This is a genomic window from Pseudomonas sp. LBUM1662, assembly GCF_059695915.1.
This window is the reverse complement of the sequence record NZ_CP166793.1, coordinates 6,151,044-6,168,139: the sequence shown is the minus strand read 5'-3', so window position 1 is coordinate 6,168,139 and position 17,096 is coordinate 6,151,044. Positions and strand designations below refer to the sequence as shown.

Here is a 17,096-nt window from a genome sequence, read left to right as displayed (position 1 = left end):
GGTAGCGCAGACGGGGCGTCTTTAGTGTTTGGGCTTGAGATCAGTGTTGTCTGGACTGACGCTTTCGCGAGCAAGCCCGCTCCCACATTGGATCTCCAGTGTGTCACAGGTAGTGTGAACACCAACGATCCAGTGTGGGAGCGGGCTTGCTCGCGAAGAGGGCTTGTCAGGCGCCGACGATCCCGCCGTCTTCCCGGGAAATCGCCATCACCGACGACCGCGGCTTGCCATTCGGCAGATGCTCAGGGAACGTCGATCCCCCGTTCTCCCCCGGATGCTGAATCCCGACAAACAAGGTCTTCTGATCCGGCGAAAAGCTGATCCCCGTGACTTCGCAACCCACCGGCCCGACCATGAACCGACGAATCTCCCCGGTCACCGGGTCGGCGCAGAGCATCTGGTTGTTGCCCATGCCGGCAAAATCCCCGGCATTGCTCGAATCACCATCGGTGAGAATCCACAACCGCCCGGCCTTGTCGAAGCCTAGGCCATCCGGGCTGTTGAACATGTTCTGCGGCGTGATGTTCGACGAGCCGCCCTTCGGCGTACCGGCGTGGACACCCGGATTGCCGGCGACCACAAACAGGTCCCAGGCAAAGCTTTTCGAGCCGTGATCGTCGCGGTCGGTGCGCCAGCGCAGAATTTGCCCGTAGACGTTCTTCTCGCGCGGGTTCGGCCCGCCCACGGGTTGGCCGTCTTCGCCGCGTTTGGCGTTGTTGGTCAGCGTGCAATAAACCTGTCCATCCTTGGGGCTGACGACGATCCATTCCGGACGGTCCATACGCGTGGCTTTCACCACGCTGGCCGCGAGGCGCGCGTGAATCAACACTTCGGCCTGGTCGGCAAAACCGCTGCTGGCGTCGATGCCGTTTTTACCGTGGGTCAGTTCGATCCACTCGCCATGGCCTTTCGGGTGATCGGCGTTGCTGTCGCCCGCATCGAAGCGCGCCACGTACAAGGTGCCGTGGTCCAGCAGGTCGCGGTTGGCCTTGGGGTTTTTGTGATTGATCTTGTCGCGGCTGACGAATTTGTAGATGAACTCTCCGCGCTCATCGTCGCCCATGTACACCACGGCGTGGCCGTCATTGGTTTCGGCCAGGGCCGCGTTTTCATGTTTGAAACGGCCCAGGGCCGTGCGCTTGACCGGTGTGGATTGCGGATCGAACGGGTCGATTTCCACCACCCAACCGTGACGGTTGAGTTCGTTCGGATTCTTCGCCAGGTCGAATCGCTCATCGTGTTGATGCCAGTTGATCTCTTTGCTGGCAGCCACTGCGCCGTAGCGTTTTTGCGCGGCGTCGAACTTCAGCTCGGCGTTGCTGCTGCCAAAACAGTCGGTGAAGTTCTCTTCGCACGTCAGGTAAGTGCCCCACGGCGTTTTACCGTTGGCGCAGTTCTGGAAGGTGCCGAGGACATGCTTGCCCTGCGGGTCGGCGCTGGTTTTGACCAGAGCATGACCGGCGGCCGGGCCGCTCAGGTTGATCGGTGCGTTGCCGTGGATGCGGCGGTTGTAGCGCGAGCCCTGGACGAATTGCCATTGGCCGTTCTTGCGCTGCACTTCGATCACCGACACGCCTTCGCAGGCCAGTGCCTTGTGCACCTCTTGCGCCGATTGCGGCATGCCGCCGTGCGGATAGAGGTAGCGATAGTTGGTGTATTCGTTGTTGATCGCCATCAACGCCCGATCTTTTTCACCGGGAAATTCAAACAGGCTCATGCCGTCGTTGTTGTCGCCGAACTGGACTTCCTGCTGCTCGGCGGTGCCGTTGCCGCTCGGGTCGAACGCCGGACCATTCTTTTGCAGAGGCTGGCCCCAGCTGATCAGTACCGAGGATTTGTAACCCGGCGGCAGGGTAATGGCGTCGCTGGTGGCGGCGGGGATGCTGTCAAAGCCCAACAGTTTGCTGGAGCCTGCACTGACACTCGCGGCCAGCACGCTGCGGCTCAGCAGGTTACCGCCAAGGAACATGGCCGCACCGCAAAGGGCGCCGGCGCTGATGAAGCCACGACGGCTGAGGCCGACCATTTTCTCGAGGTCGGTGGACTGTTTTTCTTCTAATAGGCTCACATCAGGCTCCCTGCTGGTTTTTGCAGCCACCTTAAAGAGCATCGATGAAGCTTTTGTTGCAGCGTTCGTCGTGGACCCCGTATCTGTGTAGGGGCGGTGTAGGAGCTGTCGAGTGAAACGAGGCTGCGATCTTTTGATCTTGATCTTTTTAAAAGCAAGATCAAAAGATCGCAGCCTCGTTTCACTCGACAGCTCCTACAGGGATACGGGGTGTCTGGGTTAAAGCGGTGTGCCGAGTAAAACGTTGGACGGTGCGAACTGCACCCGCACCGGTTTGTCAGAGGCAAGGCCGAGGGTTCGCAAGTGCAGCGGCTCGGCCAGTGCGCAGAGGGTCTGGCCGTTGGGAAGGCCAATGCGCACTTCGCTCGGACCGTCTTCGGCGTCGAGAATGGCTTCGATTTGGCCCTTGAGGCAGTTGTTGCCGGGAGTTGCTTGTTGATCGATGCCCAGCAACTCCAGCCAACCGGCCTTGATCAGGGCCACGACTTCGGTGCCGGTCTCCAGCTCCAGGCGCAGGGTGCTGTCGTGAGTGATCTGTGCATCGAGGGTCAAGCCTTCGGCCAGTTCCAGGCGGACTCTATCGTTGTGCCCCTGGCTGTCGATCGCCACGACCTTGCCGTGCAATTGATTGCGCGCGCTGGTTCTGAGCATCAGCCGACCGAGCAGGTCAAGGTCGCTTGCATCCTCGGCCGCCTCCAGCACCTGGGCCTGCAAGGCTTGCAGCTTCTGATACAGGCGCAGCACGCGCTCACCTTCGCTGGACAGTTTGGCGCCACCGCCGCCCTTGCCGCCGACGCTGCGTTCCACCAGCGGTTTCTGCGCGAGGTTGTTCAACTCATCGATGGCGTCCCACGCCGCCTTGTAACTCAGCCCCGCGCTTTTCGCGGCGCGGGTGATCGAGCCCTGTTCGGCGATGTGCTGCAGCAACGCGATGCGCTGCGGGCGACGGACAATGTGCTGGGACAATAATGTGGGCAAGGACATGGCAAGGTGCTTTGGGTGGTGACAATGGTGAAGACGTTGGCGGCTTGGAGCCCGGGAGTCAAGCCAGGCCACAATCCCTGTGGGAGCGGGCTTGCTCGCGAAAGCGATTCAACTGTCGACATTTATGTTGAATGTGAATGCCTCTTCGCGAGCAAGCCCGCTCCCACAGGTTTTGTGTCATTGGGTCAAACCGCGTCGCCGGGTTTTGGCGTGCGGGCCAGGCAATAGACGTCGACCCGCGCGGCGCCAGCATCCATCAACAGGCGAGCCAAAGCCTGGGCGGTGGCGCCTGTAGTCAGTACGTCGTCTACCAGCGCCAGGTGCCGGCCTTTGATGGATGCTCCAGGCACCAAGGCAAACGCATTGCGCAGATTCTTCTTGCGAGCGTCGGCGTTCAGGTCCTGTTGCGCGCTGGTGTCCTGAGTCCTCAGCAGCAGTTTTTCATCGCAAGGAATGTTGAGGCTGTCACTGAGCCAGCGAGCAAGCATCGCGGCCTGGTTGAAGCCGCGTTGGCGCAGGCGTTTGGCGGCCAGCGGGACCGGCACCAGCGCGTCGGGGGGATCAAGGTCCTCATCGAAGCGATGTTGCAGGAACTGCGCGAGAAGTTCGCCGAGCAGGCGGCCAAACGGCCACTTGGCGCTGTGCTTGAAGCGCGTGATCAACGTGTCCACGGGGAAACTGTACGTCCAAGGCGCGGCGACCCGCTCGAAAGCCGGCGGCAGTTTTAAACATGGCCCACACGTCAGGCCCGATGCGGGCAAGGGCAGGGCGCAGGTCTGGCAGTGATCGCCCAGCCAGGGCAGGTCGGTTTCGCAGGCCATGCAGATGGGTCTGACTTCTTCGGTGGCTTCGCTACAGAGCAGACAGTGTTGGTTATTGTTTAACCAGATGTAAACCGGTCCTACGTATCGTGGTTGACAGCGCATCGCTCTTCCTTAAATATGCCGAACATCCGTGTCGCGTCTGTGGGTATTCCATTCCCCAGCCGCTTGCCAAGCATAACCAAGGAAACGCCCATGAGCGCCAGCACCTCTGCAACCCTGCGTCATGACTGGTCTTTGGCCGAAGTCAAAGCACTCTTCGTTCAGCCATTCAACGACCTGTTGTTCCAGGCGCAAACGGTGCACCGCGCGCATTTCGACGCCAACCGCGTCCAGGTTTCCACCCTGCTGTCGATCAAAACAGGCGCCTGCCCGGAAGATTGCAAATATTGTCCGCAGTCCGGTCACTACAACACCGGTCTGGAAAAAGAAAAACTGATGGAAGTGCAGAAGGTCCTCGAAGAGGCCGCTCGCGCCAAGGCCATCGGTTCGACCCGTTTCTGCATGGGCGCGGCGTGGAAACACCCGTCGGCCAAAGACATGCCGTATGTGTTGGAAATGGTCAAAGGCGTGAAAGCCATGGGCCTGGAAACCTGCATGACCCTGGGTCGCCTGGATCAGGACCAGACCGAAGCGCTGGCCCAGGCCGGTCTCGATTACTACAACCACAACCTCGATACTTCGCCGGAGTTCTACGGCAGCATCATCACCACCCGCACCTACAGCGAGCGCTTGCAAACGCTGGCCTACGTGCGTGATTCGGGGATGAAGATCTGCTCCGGCGGCATTCTCGGCATGGGCGAGTCCCTCGATGACCGCGCCAATCTGCTGATCCAGCTGGCCAACCTGCCAGAGCATCCGGAGTCGGTGCCGATCAACATGCTGGTGAAAGTCGCCGGTACGCCGCTGGAAAATGCCGAAGACATCGACCCGTTCGACTTCATCCGCATGCTTGCCGTTGCGCGCATCCTGATGCCGCAATCCCACGTGCGCCTGTCCGCCGGCCGCGAAGCGATGAACGAGCAGATGCAGGCCCTGGCCTTCTTCGCCGGCGCCAACTCGATTTTCTACGGCGAGAAACTACTGACCACCGCCAACCCGCAGGCCGACAAGGACATGCAACTGTTCTCGCGCCTGGGGATCCTGCCGGAAGCGCGCGAAGAACACGCGGACGAAGTGCATCAGGCCGCGATCGAACAGGCGCTGGTGGAGCAGAAGAGCAGCGAGCAGTTCTATAACGCGGCTGTCTGACCCGCCACAAATCCAATGTGGGAGCGGGCTTGCTCGCGAATGCGGAGTTTCAGTCACCATCCATGTTGGATGTGACGGCCCCTTCGCGAGCAAGCCCGCTCCCACACTGGGATTGGGTGCATACCCATATTGATCTTCGAGGCCTGCATGTCTTTCGATCTCGCCGCACGCCTTGCTGCCCGTCGTGCCGAAAACCTCTACCGCCAGCGCCCCTTGCTCGAAAGCCCTCAAGGCCCGGAAGTAGTGGTCGACGGCCAGCCGTTGCTGGCGTTCTGTAACAACGACTATCTGGGCCTGGCCAATCACCCGCAAGTGATCGAAGCCTGGCGCGCCGGGGCTGCCCGTTGGGGCGTTGGTGGCGGGGCCTCGCACTTGGTCATCGGCCACAGCACGCCACACCATGAGCTGGAGGAAGCGTTGGCCGACCTGACCGGTCGTCCGCGTGCGCTGTTGTTCACCACCGGTTACATGGCCAACCTCGGCGCGGTCACCGCGTTGATCGGGCAGGGCGATACGGTGCTGGAAGACCGCCTCAATCATGCCTCGTTGCTGGATGCCGGTTTGTTGTCCGGCGCGCGTTTCAATCGTTACCTGCACAACGACGCGGCCAGTCTGGCCAAGCGTCTGGAGAAGGCCACCGGCAATACGCTGGTAGTCACCGACGGCGTGTTCAGCATGGACGGCGATATCGCCAACCTGCCGGCGCTGGCCCGGGAAGCCAAGGCCAAAGGCGCGTGGTTGATGGTCGATGACGCCCATGGCTTCGGTCCGCTGGGCGCCAATGGCGGTGGGATCGTCGAACACTTCGGCCTGAGCCAGGAAGACGTGCCGGTACTGGTTGGCACCCTCGGTAAGGCGTTCGGTACGGCAGGTGCCTTTGTGGCCGGCAGCGAAGAGCTGATCGAAAGCCTGATCCAGTTTGCCCGCCCGTACATTTACACCACCAGCCAACCGCCGGCCTTGGCCTGCGCGACGCTGAAAAGCCTCGAGTTGCTGCGCACTGAACATTGGCGACGCGAGCATCTGAACGTCTTGATCCGCCAGTTCCGTCATGGCGCCGAGCAGATCGGCCTCGAGTTGATGGACAGCTTCACGCCGATCCAGCCGATCATGATTGGCGATGCCGGGCGTGCGGTTCGACTGTCGCAGATGCTGCGCGAGCGCGGGCTGATGGTCACGGCGATTCGTCCGCCCACCGTGCCCGCCGGCAGCGCCCGTCTGCGCGTGACCCTGACCGCCGCCCACAGCGAGGCGCAGGTGCAGCTATTGTTGAATGGACTGGCCGATTGTTTCCAACAACTTGGACCGGAGCCAAACCATGCGTGATCGACTGATTCTGCTGCCCGGTTGGGGCCTCGGAATTTCACCGCTGGAACCGTTGGCGGCCGCGTTGCAGGGGCTGGATGAGCATCTGCGGGTCGAGATCGAGCCGTTGCCGGAACTTGAATCGAGCGAGCTCCAAGAATGGCTCGATGAGCTGGATTCGACGATCCCGCAGGACGTCTGGCTCGGTGGCTGGTCCCTCGGCGGCATGCTTGCGTCTGAGCTGTCGGCGCGTCGGGGTGATCGTTGCTGCGGCTTGCTGACCCTGGCGAGCAACCCTTCTTTTGTCGCCCATGAGCAATGGCCGAGCGCGATGCCCGGCGAAACCTTCGACGCGTTTCTCGCCGGTTGCAAGGCTGATCCGCGGATGACGTTGAAGCGTTTTTCACTCCTTTGCGCTCAAGGCTCGGAAGATCCTCGCGGGCTGTCGCGGTTGTTGCTCGGTGGGGCGCCGCATACCTCTGAAGCGGTGCTGATGAGCGGATTGGAAGTGCTCGCACAACTGGATACCCGTCAAGCCTTGCAGGCATTTCGTGGTCCGCAACTGCATTTGTTCGCCGGCCTCGACGGGCTGGTCCCGGCCGAAGCGGCCGGAGAACTTCTGGCCTTGCTGCCGGATGTCGAAATCGGTCTGATTGAACAGGCCAGCCATGCGTTTCTTCTGGAAGACCCCCACGGTGTGGCGGGGGCGATTCAGGCCTTTTTGCACGAGTCCGGTGATGACTGATTTATCCCTTCCCAATTTGCCCGGCGGCTTGCCCGACAAGCGTCAGGTGGCGGCCTCCTTTTCCCGCGCGGCGGCGAGTTACGACAGCGTGGCCGAATTGCAGCGCGATGTCGGCAGCCAATTGTTGAGCCGTTTGCCGGGTGAATGTGTGCCGGGTGTCTGGCTGGATCTGGGCTGCGGCACCGGGCATTTCAGCCGGGCATTGGGCGAGCGATTTCCTGCAGGTCACGGACTGGCAATGGACATCGCCGAAGGCATGCTCAACCACGCTCGGCCATTGGGCGGCGCCACGGATTTCATCGCCGGGGATGCGGAGCGTTTGCCGCTGCAGGATTCGACCTGTGATTTGATCTTTTCCAGCCTGGCGGTGCAGTGGTGCGCGGATTTCGAGTCGGTGCTCAGTGAGGCGTATCGGGCCCTGAAACCGGGCGGGATTTTCGCGTTTGCTAGTCTTTGCGTAGGGACGTTGTTTGAGTTGCGTGACAGCTGGCGTCAAGTGGATGGCATGGTGCACGTCAATCGCTTCCGCGAGTTGGGCGTTTATCAACATTTGTGCGCGTCCAGTGGCTTGAAGGTGGTCAGCCTGCAAACCCGTGCGCATGTGTTGCATTACCCGGACGTGCGCAGCCTGACGCATGAACTCAAGGCGTTGGGCGCGCACAACTTGAACCCTGGTCGCCCAGGTGGTTTGACCGGTCGGGCGCGGATCCTCGGCTTGATCGAGGCGTATGAGCAGTTTCGTCAGGCCGAGGGATTGCCGGCGACTTATCAGGTGGTCTATGCCGTGTTGGAGAAACCCGTATGAGCGCTGCCTATTTCATCACCGGCACGGACACTGATGTCGGCAAGACCACCATTGCTGCGGGCTTGTTGCATGCCGCGCGGTCGGCGGGCATGAGTACGGCGGCAGGCAAGCCGGTCGCTTCCGGCTGTGATGTGACGCCCAAGGGGTTGCGTAATGCCGATGCGTTGGCGCTGCTGGCCGAGTGTTCGTTGCCTTTGACTTATGCCCAGGTCAACCCGGTGGCGTTCGAGCCGCCGATCGCTCCGCACCTGGCCGCGCGGGAAGCAGGTGTGGCGCTGACGGTGCAATCGCTGTTGACGCCGATGCTCGACATTCTCGACATGCAGGCGGATTTCACCCTGATCGAAGGCGCCGGCGGCTGGCGCGTGCCGTTGGCGGATCAGGACAATCTGTCGGATCTGGCGAGGGCGCTGGGCCTGCCGGTGATCCTCGTGGTCGGCGTGCGCCTGGGTTGCATCAATCATGCGTTGCTGACGGCCGAGGCGATCGCCCAGGACGGTTTGCAGCTGGCGGGATGGGTGGCCAATATCATCGATCCGAAGACCTCGCGCCTGGAGGAGAACCTTGCGACTCTTGCCGAGCGGATTCCCGCGCCTTGTCTTGGACGAGTGCCGAAACTCAAAGCGGTGACAGCAGAAGCGGTGGCGGAACATTTGCAGCTGGATTTGCTGGATTGAGGTTTTGCCTATGACAAGGCACTGTGCCATTAGTGTTTTTGTCGGGCATTTTGCCATCAGGTCTGGTTCAATGGCCGCCATTGACCCTTTGTAGGACGAGTTCCCCTATGGAAATCTCAGGAAACACCGCTTTTTATGCCGGTCTGAGTACTATTCAGACAGGGCAGAACCGTGTTGATCAAGCTTCTGGCCAGATCGCCAGCAGCACCATCGAGCGTTCGGTGACCAGCCAGTCTTCCGAAGTTCAGGTCGATCGTCTGCGTTCGGTCGATCGCAGTCAGCAATCGGACCTGGCCAGCAACATGGTCGAGATGGCCCAGGGCAAGTTTCAGGTCGAGGCCGGCGCCAAAGTCGCCAAGGCTTCCGATGAAGTGCTTGGCACGTTGATCGATACCTTCGTTTGATCCCCCGCTGAATCCGCACTACCCAAACGCCGCGACTATTCGCGGCGTTTTTGTGCGTAAGTCCTTCTCCCTCAACTAATCTTTCCTGCATGGCCGCTTGCGTTACCGACGGCGGCAGCGCGGCTGTGTGTCCGGCATTTGCGCGCGTGATGACGAATGGCAAAAGATCGGCGCTTGACAAGATTTGGTCGTAAACGTATGTTTCAAACAACTGTTTGACCGTCACAACAAATCAACACGGTCGTTCATTCCCGGTTACATCAGCAGAGGTTTATCGCTATGCCTGACTACAAGGCCCCCTTGCGTGATATTCGCTTCGTTCGTGACGAACTGCTCGGCTACGAAGCGCACTATCAGAGCCTTCCGGCTTGTGCAGACGCAACTCCTGACATGGTTAGCGCCATTCTCGAAGAAGGCGCCAAGTTTTGTGAGCAGGTACTGGCTCCGCTGAACCGCGTGGGTGACACCGAAGGCTGCACCTGGAGCGAGTCCGGCGTTAAAACCCCGACTGGCTTCAAAGAAGCCTACAAGCAATTCGTTGAAGGCGGCTGGCCAAGCCTGGCTCACGACGTAGAACACGGCGGCCAGGGCCTGCCGGAGTCTCTGGGTCTGGCGGTCAGCGAAATGGTTGGCGAAGCCAACTGGTCGTGGGGCATGTACCCAGGCCTGTCGCACGGCGCGATGAACACCATCAGCGAACACGGCACGCCTGAGCAGCAAGAGGCTTACCTGACCAAGCTGGTATCCGGCGAATGGACCGGCACCATGTGCCTGACCGAACCGCACTGCGGCACCGACCTGGGCATGCTGCGCACCAAGGCCGAACCTCAGGCCGACGGTTCCTACAAAGTCTCCGGCACCAAGATCTTCATCTCGGCCGGTGAACACGACATGGCCGACAACATCGTCCACATCGTGCTGGCACGTCTGCCGGATGCACCGGCTGGCACCAAAGGCATTTCGCTGTTCATCGTTCCCAAGTTCATGCCGAACGCTGACGGCTCGATCGGTGCACGCAACGCCGTGACCTGTGGTTCCCTGGAACACAAGATGGGCATCCACGGCAACGCCACCTGCGTGATGAACTTCGACGCGGCCACCGGTTACCTGATCGGCCCGGCGAACAAAGGCCTGAACTGCATGTTCACCTTCATGAACACCGCACGTCTGGGCACCGCGCTGCAAGGTCTGGCCCACGCCGAGATCGGCTTCCAGGGCGGCCTGAAATACGCTCGTGATCGCCTGCAAATGCGCTCGCTGACTGGCCCGAAAGCGCCGGAAAAAGCCGCTGACCCGATCATCGTTCACCCTGACGTACGTCGCATGCTGTTGACCATGAAAGCGTTCGCCGAAGGCAACCGCGCGATGGTTTACTTCACCGCCAAGCAAGTCGACATCGTTAAATACGGCGTGGACGAAGAGGAGAAGAAGAAAGCCGACGCACTGCTGGCCTTCATGACTCCAATCGCCAAAGCTTTCATGACTGAAGTCGGCTTCGAATCCGCCAACCACGGCGTGCAAATCTACGGCGGCCACGGCTTCATCGCTGAGTGGGGCATGGAGCAGAACGTTCGCGACAGCCGCATTTCGATGCTGTACGAAGGCACCACCGGTATCCAGGCACTCGACCTGCTGGGCCGTAAAGTGCTGATGACTCAAGGCGAGGCCCTGAAAGGCTTCACCAAGATCGTCCACAAGTTCTGCCAGACCAACGAAGGCAACGAAGCCGTTCAGGAATTCGTCACTCCGCTGGCTGCAATCAACAAGGAATGGGGCGAGCTGACCATGAAGGTCGGTATGGCGGCCATGAAGGATCGCGAAGAAGTCGGCGCGGCCTCGGTGGACTACCTGATGTACTCCGGTTACGCCTGCCTGGCCTACTTCTGGGCTGACATGGCGCGCCTGGCGGCCGAGAAACTGGCTGCCGGCACTTCCGAAGAGGCGTTCTACACCGCCAAGCTGCAGACTGCGCGCTTCTACTTCCAGCGCATTCTGCCGCGTACCCGCACTCACGTTGCAACCATGCTGTCGGGTGCCAACAACTTGATGGACATGAAAGAAGAAGACTTCGCGCTGGGCTACTAAGCCTTAACGAAGTTCTTTATGAAAAGCCGCTACGCCTTCGGGGGTAGCGGCTTTTTTGTTTTAAAGAATAATAAAATAGCCGCCCACCACTAAGTAAGAACACCGTTGTTAGTGAACTAAAGGTTGAACTTTTGTTTTGCCGTTTCTCTATGTGAAGCCGGCTAATACCTTGTTTGCAATTCTGCTGCCAAGACGCAAGAGCTGCTGTGAGTGCCGATTTTACGGGGTTTTATCCCTTGTGTTGCTGGGTTGCATGCCCGAAGTTGGGGGATCTTCACCAAAGTTGAGGGGGGAAGTAACGGGGAAAAATTTATTTGTATTTCGGCTGTTGAAATCTTTTGTTACGACTACAGTTCAGTCAAGCGCCTGCCACGGTGCCTCCCATTGGCGTTCCAACTTGTCAACGACAAAGAGATTACTTTGTCCGATGAATACGCCTCATGTCCGGCAACTCCACTATTAGAACGGGAGTGTCATCATGGTGAACTTGAGTGTCTTTCGAACTATCCGCCTGGCCTGCGCGCTCACGCTCGGCCTGGTGACCATCAGCCTGCCCTTCATCAACGCTTTCGCGGCTGCCGCGCCAGAAGTTGATCTCCCCGTGCCGGAAGTACCATCCCTGCAATCGCTGCGCGGCATGATACCGCCCGACCCGTCGGGTACCGAAGGCGGACGCAAAGTCGATCTGATGACCGACTACGTACTCAATCGCAGCGCGGCGGTTCTGTTGGGCAAGGCACTGTTCTGGGACATGGAGATTGGCAGTGACGGCGCTACAGCGTGCGCGTCGTGCCACTTCCACGCTGGCGTCGATCACCGGATCACCAATCAGATCAACCCGGGCCAGGCTCATACCAACGCAAACGTTGCGTCGATCTTCAACAAACCGTTCATAGCGTCGGACATCCCTGGCGACGTGGCTTCCTACGCAACCCTGTCCGGTGGCAAAGGCGGCCCGAACTACACACTCAAGAAAACCGATTTCCCGACCCATGTGCTGGCCGATCCACTGGATCGCAACTCGCCGATCCTCTACTCGACCGACGATGTGGTTGGCTCACAAGGTGTGTTCGACGCCAACTTCGTCAAGCCGCGTCAGCCGCGCTTCGACAAGTGCACGCAGCAGCCGGACGGTCTGTTCCAGGTCGGTGGCATCAATGTGCGTCGCAGTACCGGGCGCAACGCACCGACAGTGATCAATGCCGTTTTCAACGTACGAAATTTCTGGGATGGTCGCGCGAATAACGTCTTCAACGGCTTCTCGCCGTTCGGCAATCGCGACCCCGATGCCGGGATTTTCGTCACCAGCGATCGCAGCGGGGTAGCGACCAAAGTGCGGCTGGCGCTCAACGATGCTTCTGCCGCCTCGCAGGCCGTGGGCCCTCCGGGCAGTCCGGTGGAAATGTCCTGCGGCGGACGTACGTTTGCGGACATCGGTCGACGCATGCTCGATACGCTGATGCTCAAGCAACAGCGGATTTCATCGACCGACTCTGTCCTGGCCCCTGTTTCCGGTGCCCGTCGTCCGACCTACCGTGAACTGATCAAGGCTGCTTTCCAGCCACGGCTGTGGAACGCCACGCAACAGGTTTCACTGGGCGGCGCGCCGTATACGCAGATGGAGGCCAATTTCCCGTTGTTCTTCGGCCTGGCGATTCAAATGTACGAAGCGACCCTGGTCTCGGATCAGGCGCCGCTGGACGCTTACTTGCAAGGCAATCAACAGGCAATGAACGCCCAGCAAGTCCAGGGTATGAATCTGTTTCTCGGCAAGGGCAAATGCGTCAATTGTCACGGCGGCGCGGAACTGACCAACGCCGCCAGCCGTTTGCTGTTCCATCCCCGTGAGCGCGTCGAGCGCATGTTGATGGCTGACAATCTGACCGCGCTTTACGACAACGGCTTCTACAACACGGGCGTACGCCCGACGTCAGAAGACCTGGCGCTCGGTGGGACGGATGCCTGGGGCAACCCGCTGTCATTCACCCGTGAATACAACACCCAACTGCAGGGCGGCAATGTGCCCGATCCGCTGGACGTCGACGTCTGCACGTTTGAAGCGCTCTTGAGCGCGGGACTGCCGTGCGACTCGACGCTCAAGCCCAATGTAGGTTTCCACGATGCCATCGACGGTGCTTTCAAGACGCCGACGTTGCGCAACATCGCGCTGACCGGACCCTATTTCCACAATGGCAGCCGGTCGACGCTCAAGCAGGTGATGGAGTTCTACAACCGCGGCGGCGACCGGCGCGGCTCGGAGGCGAACAACACCAGCGGGTTCGATCATTCAAGTGTGAACCAGCACAACACCTCCAACCTCGATCCGGACATGACCGCGCTGAACCTGACGCCCGATGAAGTGGATGCCCTGGTCAAATTCATGGAGGTCGGCTTGACCGATCCGCGAGTCGCTTGGGAGCAGGCGCCGTTCGATCACCCTTCGCTGGTCATACCCCAAGGCCATATAGGTGACGAAAACGCCGTGACGTTAAAACCTGTCAGTCCAAAAATAACCACCCGGCAAGCGGCGGACGCACTGATTACGCTCAAGCCCGTCGGCGCCGAAGGTCGCAGAGTCGAAGAAGGACCGTTGCTGCCGTTCTACAACGATCTTTGATGACATAACCGTCACTGGTCGCCCGAATGCGGCCAGTGACGCAGGTACAAAAAAACCTGACAAATCGCTCAGTAAGTCGACATTTCTGCCGTTACAGTAGGTGGGCACAATGCCATCTATTGTCATGACGGACGGAGCTTTACCCTTGCCGCGTTCTTCCGCTGTACGTTTCAGCCATTTCCTACCGTCGTTACTGCTTTTACTTGCGGGGCTTGCGGCTGCCTACATCAAGGAACTCAACGTCTTTTTCACTTCGCTGTTCAACGTGCTGCCTACTTTGGTGCTGTTGCTCGGCGGCGCGTACTGCGCGGTTTACCGACGTCAGCGCGAGCTGTTTCTGATGGTCACGGTGTACATCGCCTACTTTTTGCTCGATACCCAGACCGACTATTACCGCGACAACGGTAAGGTCCGTGATGACGCGGCCGTGGTCTTCCATCTGTGTTGCCTGTTGCTGCCGCTGTTGTTCGGCGTGTTTGCAGCCTGGCAGGAACGCACTCACTTGTTTCAAGACATGGTGGCGCGTTTCGCGGTGTTGCTGGCTGTCGGCAGTGTCGCGTTGGGGCTGGAGCAAAGTTATCCCCAGGCCTTGCTGATGTGGTTGTCGGAAATCCGCTGGCCGGCGCTGCATGGCGCCTGGATGAGCCTGATCCAGCTGTCCTATCCCGTATTCATCGCTTCGTTCCTGCTGCTGAGCTGGCAATACTGGCGTAACCCGAGACCCTTGCACGCCGCACAACTGGTGGGTTTGCTCGGGTTGTTCTGGGCGCTGCCGAAAACCTTCATCCTGCCGTTTACCCTGAACATCATGTGCAGCCAGGTGATGTTGATGATTGCCGCCGCGGTTGCCCACGAAGCCTATCAAATGGCCTTCCGCGACGAACTGACCGGCCTGCCGGGTCGCCGCGCCTTGAACGAGCGGATGCAGCGATTGGGGCGCAATTACGTGCTGGCCATGAGCGACGTCGATCACTTCAAGAAATTCAACGACACCCACGGTCACGATGTCGGCGACCAAGTCCTGCGACTGGTCGCCAGCAAGCTGTCAAAAATCGGCGGAGGCGGTAGGGCGTATCGCTACGGCGGGGAGGAATTTGCCCTGGTGTTCGCGGGCAAGACCCTCGAAGAGTGCATGCCGCACCTGGAAGTCATCCGCGAGTCCATCGCCACGTACAACATTCAACTGCGCAACCAGGACGCCCGTCCGCAGGACGACCAACAGGGGCGCCAGCGTCGGGCGGGGCCGGGCGCTTCAAGTGTGTCGGTCACCGTGAGCATCGGCGTCGCAGAGCGCGTGGAGCAGCGAACTCCGGAAAAAGTGCTCAAGTCCGCGGACGAAGCGCTCTACAGCGCCAAGGGCGCCGGGCGAAATTGTGTGGTGGCCTTCGGTCAGACTCGCCGTGGCGCGGTGCGCATGGACGCCGCTGCGGGTTGAGTGATGATGGCGCATTCAGCGTCTGGACTGTGATTGTGAGGCAGGGTTGGCGGCAGTAGGTTTGAGGAATCTGCTGACGGAGAAACGACCATGCCCGAGTACAAAGCTCCCCTGCGCGACATGCGCTTTCTGATCGACCACGTCTTCGACTTCCACACCAACTACGCCGCGCTGGGCGCCACGGATGCCAGCCCGGACATGGTCAATGCAATCCTCGAAGAAGGCGCGAAGTTCTGTGAGAACGTTCTGGCGCCGCTGAATCGCAGCGGCGACGAAGAAGGCTGCCATTTCGACAATGGCGTGGTGACAACGCCTACAGGCTTCAAGCAAGCCTTCGCACAATACGTGGAAGGCGGCTGGCACGGTCTGGCGGCTGATCCGGCGTATGGCGGCCAGGGTTTGCCAAGCTCCCTGGGCCTGGTCATCAGTGAAATGGTCGGCTCCAGCAATACGTCGTGGGGCATGTACCCCGGCCTGACCCACGGCGCGATGTCGGCCATCCACGCTCACGGCACCGAAGCGCAGAAAAACACCTACCTGAGCAAACTCACCGCAGGCCAATGGACCGGCACCATGTGCCTGACCGAGGCCCATTGCGGCACGGACCTGGGCATCATCAAAACCCGCGCCGTCCCTTCGGCCGACGGCAGCTACGCGATTTCCGGCAGCAAGATCTTCATCTCGGCCGGCGAACACGACATGAGCGACAACATCATTCATCTGGTGTTGGCGAAACTGCCGGACGCTCCGGCAGGCACCAAGGGCATTTCCCTGTTCATCGTTCCTAAATTCCTACCTGATGCCGAGGGAGAAGCGGGCGAGCGCAACGGCGTTTCCTGCGGTTCGATTGAACACAAAATGGGCATCAAGGCCTCGGCCACCTGCGTGCTGAACTTCGACGAGGCCAAGGGCTTCCTGATCGGCGAGCCGAACAAGGGCCTGAACTGCATGTTCACCATGATGAACCACGCACGGCTCGGCACCGGTATGCAGGGGCTGTGTCTGGGGGAGGCGAGCTTCCAGGGCGCGATCAAGTACGCCAACGATCGCCTGCAAATGCGTTCGCTCACCGGCCCGAAAGCGCCGGAAAAAGCCGCCGACCCGATCATCGTTCATCCTGACGTGCGCCGGATGTTGCTGACCATGAAAGCCTTCAACGAAGGCAACCGCGCGCTGACCTATTTCACCGCGCAGCTGCTGGACGCGGCACACCTGAGCCCGGATGCAACGGTGCGCCAGGACGCCGAAGACCTGTTGGCGTTCCTCACGCCGATCTGCAAAGCCTTCATGACTGACACCGGGCTGGAGGTGACCAACCACGGCATGCAGGTGTTTGGCGGTCACGGCTTCATCCGTGAATGGGGCATGGAGCAGTTGGTTCGCGACTGCCGGATTGCGCCGATCTACGAAGGCACCAACGGCATTCAGGCGCTGGATTTGCTGGGACGCAAAGTGCTCGGCAGCCAAGGCAAATTGCTGCGCGGCTTCACCAAAATCGTCCACAAATTCTGTGCGGCGAATGCCGAGCATCCACAACTGGCCAGCTTTGTGGCGCAACTCAATGGCCTGAATCAGCAGTGGGGCGAATTGACCACCCAGGTTGGCATGGCTGCGATGAAGAATCCGGATGAAGTAGGTGCGGCGTCGGTGGATTACTTGATGTACAGCGGTTACATCATCCTCGGCTATCTGTGGCTGCGCATGGCGCTGGTGGCTCAGGCGCAACTCGACGCGGGCAGCGGCGATGCTGATTACTGCCGGGGCAAACTGGTTACCAGCGAGTTTTACTTCAAGCGATTGTTGCCGCGCACTGCCGCTCATCGGGCGGCCATCGAAGCGGGCAGCGATTGCCTGATGAAGTTACCGGCGGAGTTTTTTGCGCTCTGAGGATTGTTAAAA

At 60.1% G+C, this 17,096-nt stretch carries 13 protein-coding genes; 10 read left to right on the top strand and 3 right to left on the bottom strand.

All coding sequences use genetic code 11. The annotated features are described in order from the left end of the window. Positions 1–166: 166 nt before the first annotated feature. The 3 genes from ACA049_RS28155 to ACA049_RS28145 form a co-directional block, all read right to left on the bottom strand. Positions 167–2,068, bottom strand: a complete 1,902-nt coding sequence (locus tag ACA049_RS28155) for a PhoX family protein (protein WP_497331420.1) — start codon at positions 2,066–2,068, stop codon at positions 167–169. A 219-nt stretch (positions 2,069–2,287) separates the two neighbouring features. Continuing rightward, entirely contained in the window at positions 2,288–3,052 is a 765-nt protein-coding gene (locus tag ACA049_RS28150; protein ID WP_497331419.1) for a TOBE domain-containing protein, read from the bottom strand. Positions 3,053–3,237: 185 nt separating this feature from the next. Next, positions 3,238–3,978, bottom strand: coding sequence for a ComF family protein (locus ACA049_RS28145; protein ID WP_497331418.1), 741 nt, complete (start codon positions 3,976–3,978; stop codon positions 3,238–3,240). A gap of 90 nt (positions 3,979–4,068) precedes the next feature. On the opposite strand from ACA049_RS28145, the gene bioB reads away from it, so the two are divergent. From bioB to ACA049_RS28095, 10 genes are all read left to right on the top strand, one after another. Beyond that, positions 4,069–5,124, top strand: coding sequence for a biotin synthase BioB (bioB, locus tag ACA049_RS28140; RefSeq protein ID WP_477792397.1), 1,056 nt, complete (start codon positions 4,069–4,071; stop codon positions 5,122–5,124). Between the two features lie 147 nt (positions 5,125–5,271). Next, positions 5,272–6,450 (top strand): 8-amino-7-oxononanoate synthase, encoded by a 1,179-nt coding sequence (gene bioF / locus ACA049_RS28135; RefSeq protein WP_497331416.1) that lies wholly within the window; start codon positions 5,272–5,274, stop codon positions 6,448–6,450. Then, a complete protein-coding gene (locus tag ACA049_RS28130; protein WP_497331414.1) occupies positions 6,443–7,174 on the top strand; it encodes an alpha/beta fold hydrolase in 732 nt (243 codons plus the stop codon). Before bioF ends, ACA049_RS28130 begins: the two co-directional genes overlap by 8 nt. Next, the gene (gene bioC / locus ACA049_RS28125; protein WP_497331412.1) at positions 7,167–7,979 is read left to right on the top strand and encodes a malonyl-ACP O-methyltransferase BioC; all 813 of its coding nucleotides are present in this window, start codon (positions 7,167–7,169) and stop codon (positions 7,977–7,979) included. The genes ACA049_RS28130 and bioC overlap by 8 nt, the downstream gene beginning before the upstream one ends. Then, positions 7,976–8,656 (top strand): dethiobiotin synthase, encoded by a 681-nt coding sequence (bioD, locus tag ACA049_RS28120; RefSeq protein ID WP_497331410.1) that lies wholly within the window; start codon positions 7,976–7,978, stop codon positions 8,654–8,656. The genes bioC and bioD overlap by 4 nt, the downstream gene beginning before the upstream one ends. A gap of 107 nt (positions 8,657–8,763) precedes the next feature. Then, the gene (locus ACA049_RS28115) at positions 8,764–9,060 is read left to right on the top strand and encodes a pyrroloquinoline quinone biosynthesis protein PqqE (RefSeq protein ID WP_497331408.1); all 297 of its coding nucleotides are present in this window, start codon (positions 8,764–8,766) and stop codon (positions 9,058–9,060) included. A gap of 279 nt (positions 9,061–9,339) precedes the next feature. Then, positions 9,340–11,145 (top strand): phenylacyl-CoA dehydrogenase, encoded by a 1,806-nt coding sequence (locus ACA049_RS28110; protein WP_497331406.1) that lies wholly within the window; start codon positions 9,340–9,342, stop codon positions 11,143–11,145. 478 nt (positions 11,146–11,623) lie between these two features. Continuing rightward, positions 11,624–13,762, top strand: a complete 2,139-nt coding sequence (locus tag ACA049_RS28105; protein WP_497331404.1) for a cytochrome-c peroxidase — start codon at positions 11,624–11,626, stop codon at positions 13,760–13,762. Positions 13,763–13,907: 145 nt separating this feature from the next. Further along, a complete protein-coding gene (locus ACA049_RS28100) occupies positions 13,908–15,197 on the top strand; it encodes a GGDEF domain-containing protein (protein ID WP_497331402.1) in 1,290 nt (429 codons plus the stop codon). Positions 15,198–15,287: 90 nt separating this feature from the next. Beyond that, positions 15,288–17,084: an acyl-CoA dehydrogenase C-terminal domain-containing protein gene (locus tag ACA049_RS28095; RefSeq protein ID WP_497331400.1), complete on the top strand. Its 1,797-nt coding sequence runs from the start codon at positions 15,288–15,290 to the stop codon at positions 17,082–17,084. Positions 17,085–17,096 lie beyond the last annotated feature (12 nt).

Excerpts from the sequence above, each read along its gene's own strand:
- ACA049_RS28150 (WP_497331419.1), bottom strand. The coding sequence starts at position 3,052 with ATGTCCTTGCCCACATTATTGTCCCAGCACATTGTCCGTCGCCCGCAG.
- ACA049_RS28145 (WP_497331418.1), bottom strand. The coding sequence starts at position 3,978 with ATGCGCTGTCAACCACGATACGTAGGACCGGTTTACATCTGGTTAAAC.
- bioB (WP_477792397.1), top strand. The coding sequence starts at position 4,069 with ATGAGCGCCAGCACCTCTGCAACCCTGCGTCATGACTGGTCTTTGGCC.
- bioF (WP_497331416.1), top strand. The coding sequence starts at position 5,272 with ATGTCTTTCGATCTCGCCGCACGCCTTGCTGCCCGTCGTGCCGAAAAC.
- ACA049_RS28130 (WP_497331414.1), top strand. The coding sequence starts at position 6,443 with ATGCGTGATCGACTGATTCTGCTGCCCGGTTGGGGCCTCGGAATTTCA.
- bioC (WP_497331412.1), top strand. The coding sequence starts at position 7,167 with ATGACTGATTTATCCCTTCCCAATTTGCCCGGCGGCTTGCCCGACAAG.
- bioD (WP_497331410.1), top strand. The coding sequence starts at position 7,976 with ATGAGCGCTGCCTATTTCATCACCGGCACGGACACTGATGTCGGCAAG.
- ACA049_RS28115 (WP_497331408.1), top strand. The coding sequence starts at position 8,764 with ATGGAAATCTCAGGAAACACCGCTTTTTATGCCGGTCTGAGTACTATT.
- ACA049_RS28110 (WP_497331406.1), top strand. The coding sequence starts at position 9,340 with ATGCCTGACTACAAGGCCCCCTTGCGTGATATTCGCTTCGTTCGTGAC.
- ACA049_RS28105 (WP_497331404.1), top strand. The coding sequence starts at position 11,624 with ATGGTGAACTTGAGTGTCTTTCGAACTATCCGCCTGGCCTGCGCGCTC.
- ACA049_RS28095 (WP_497331400.1), top strand. The coding sequence starts at position 15,288 with ATGCCCGAGTACAAAGCTCCCCTGCGCGACATGCGCTTTCTGATCGAC.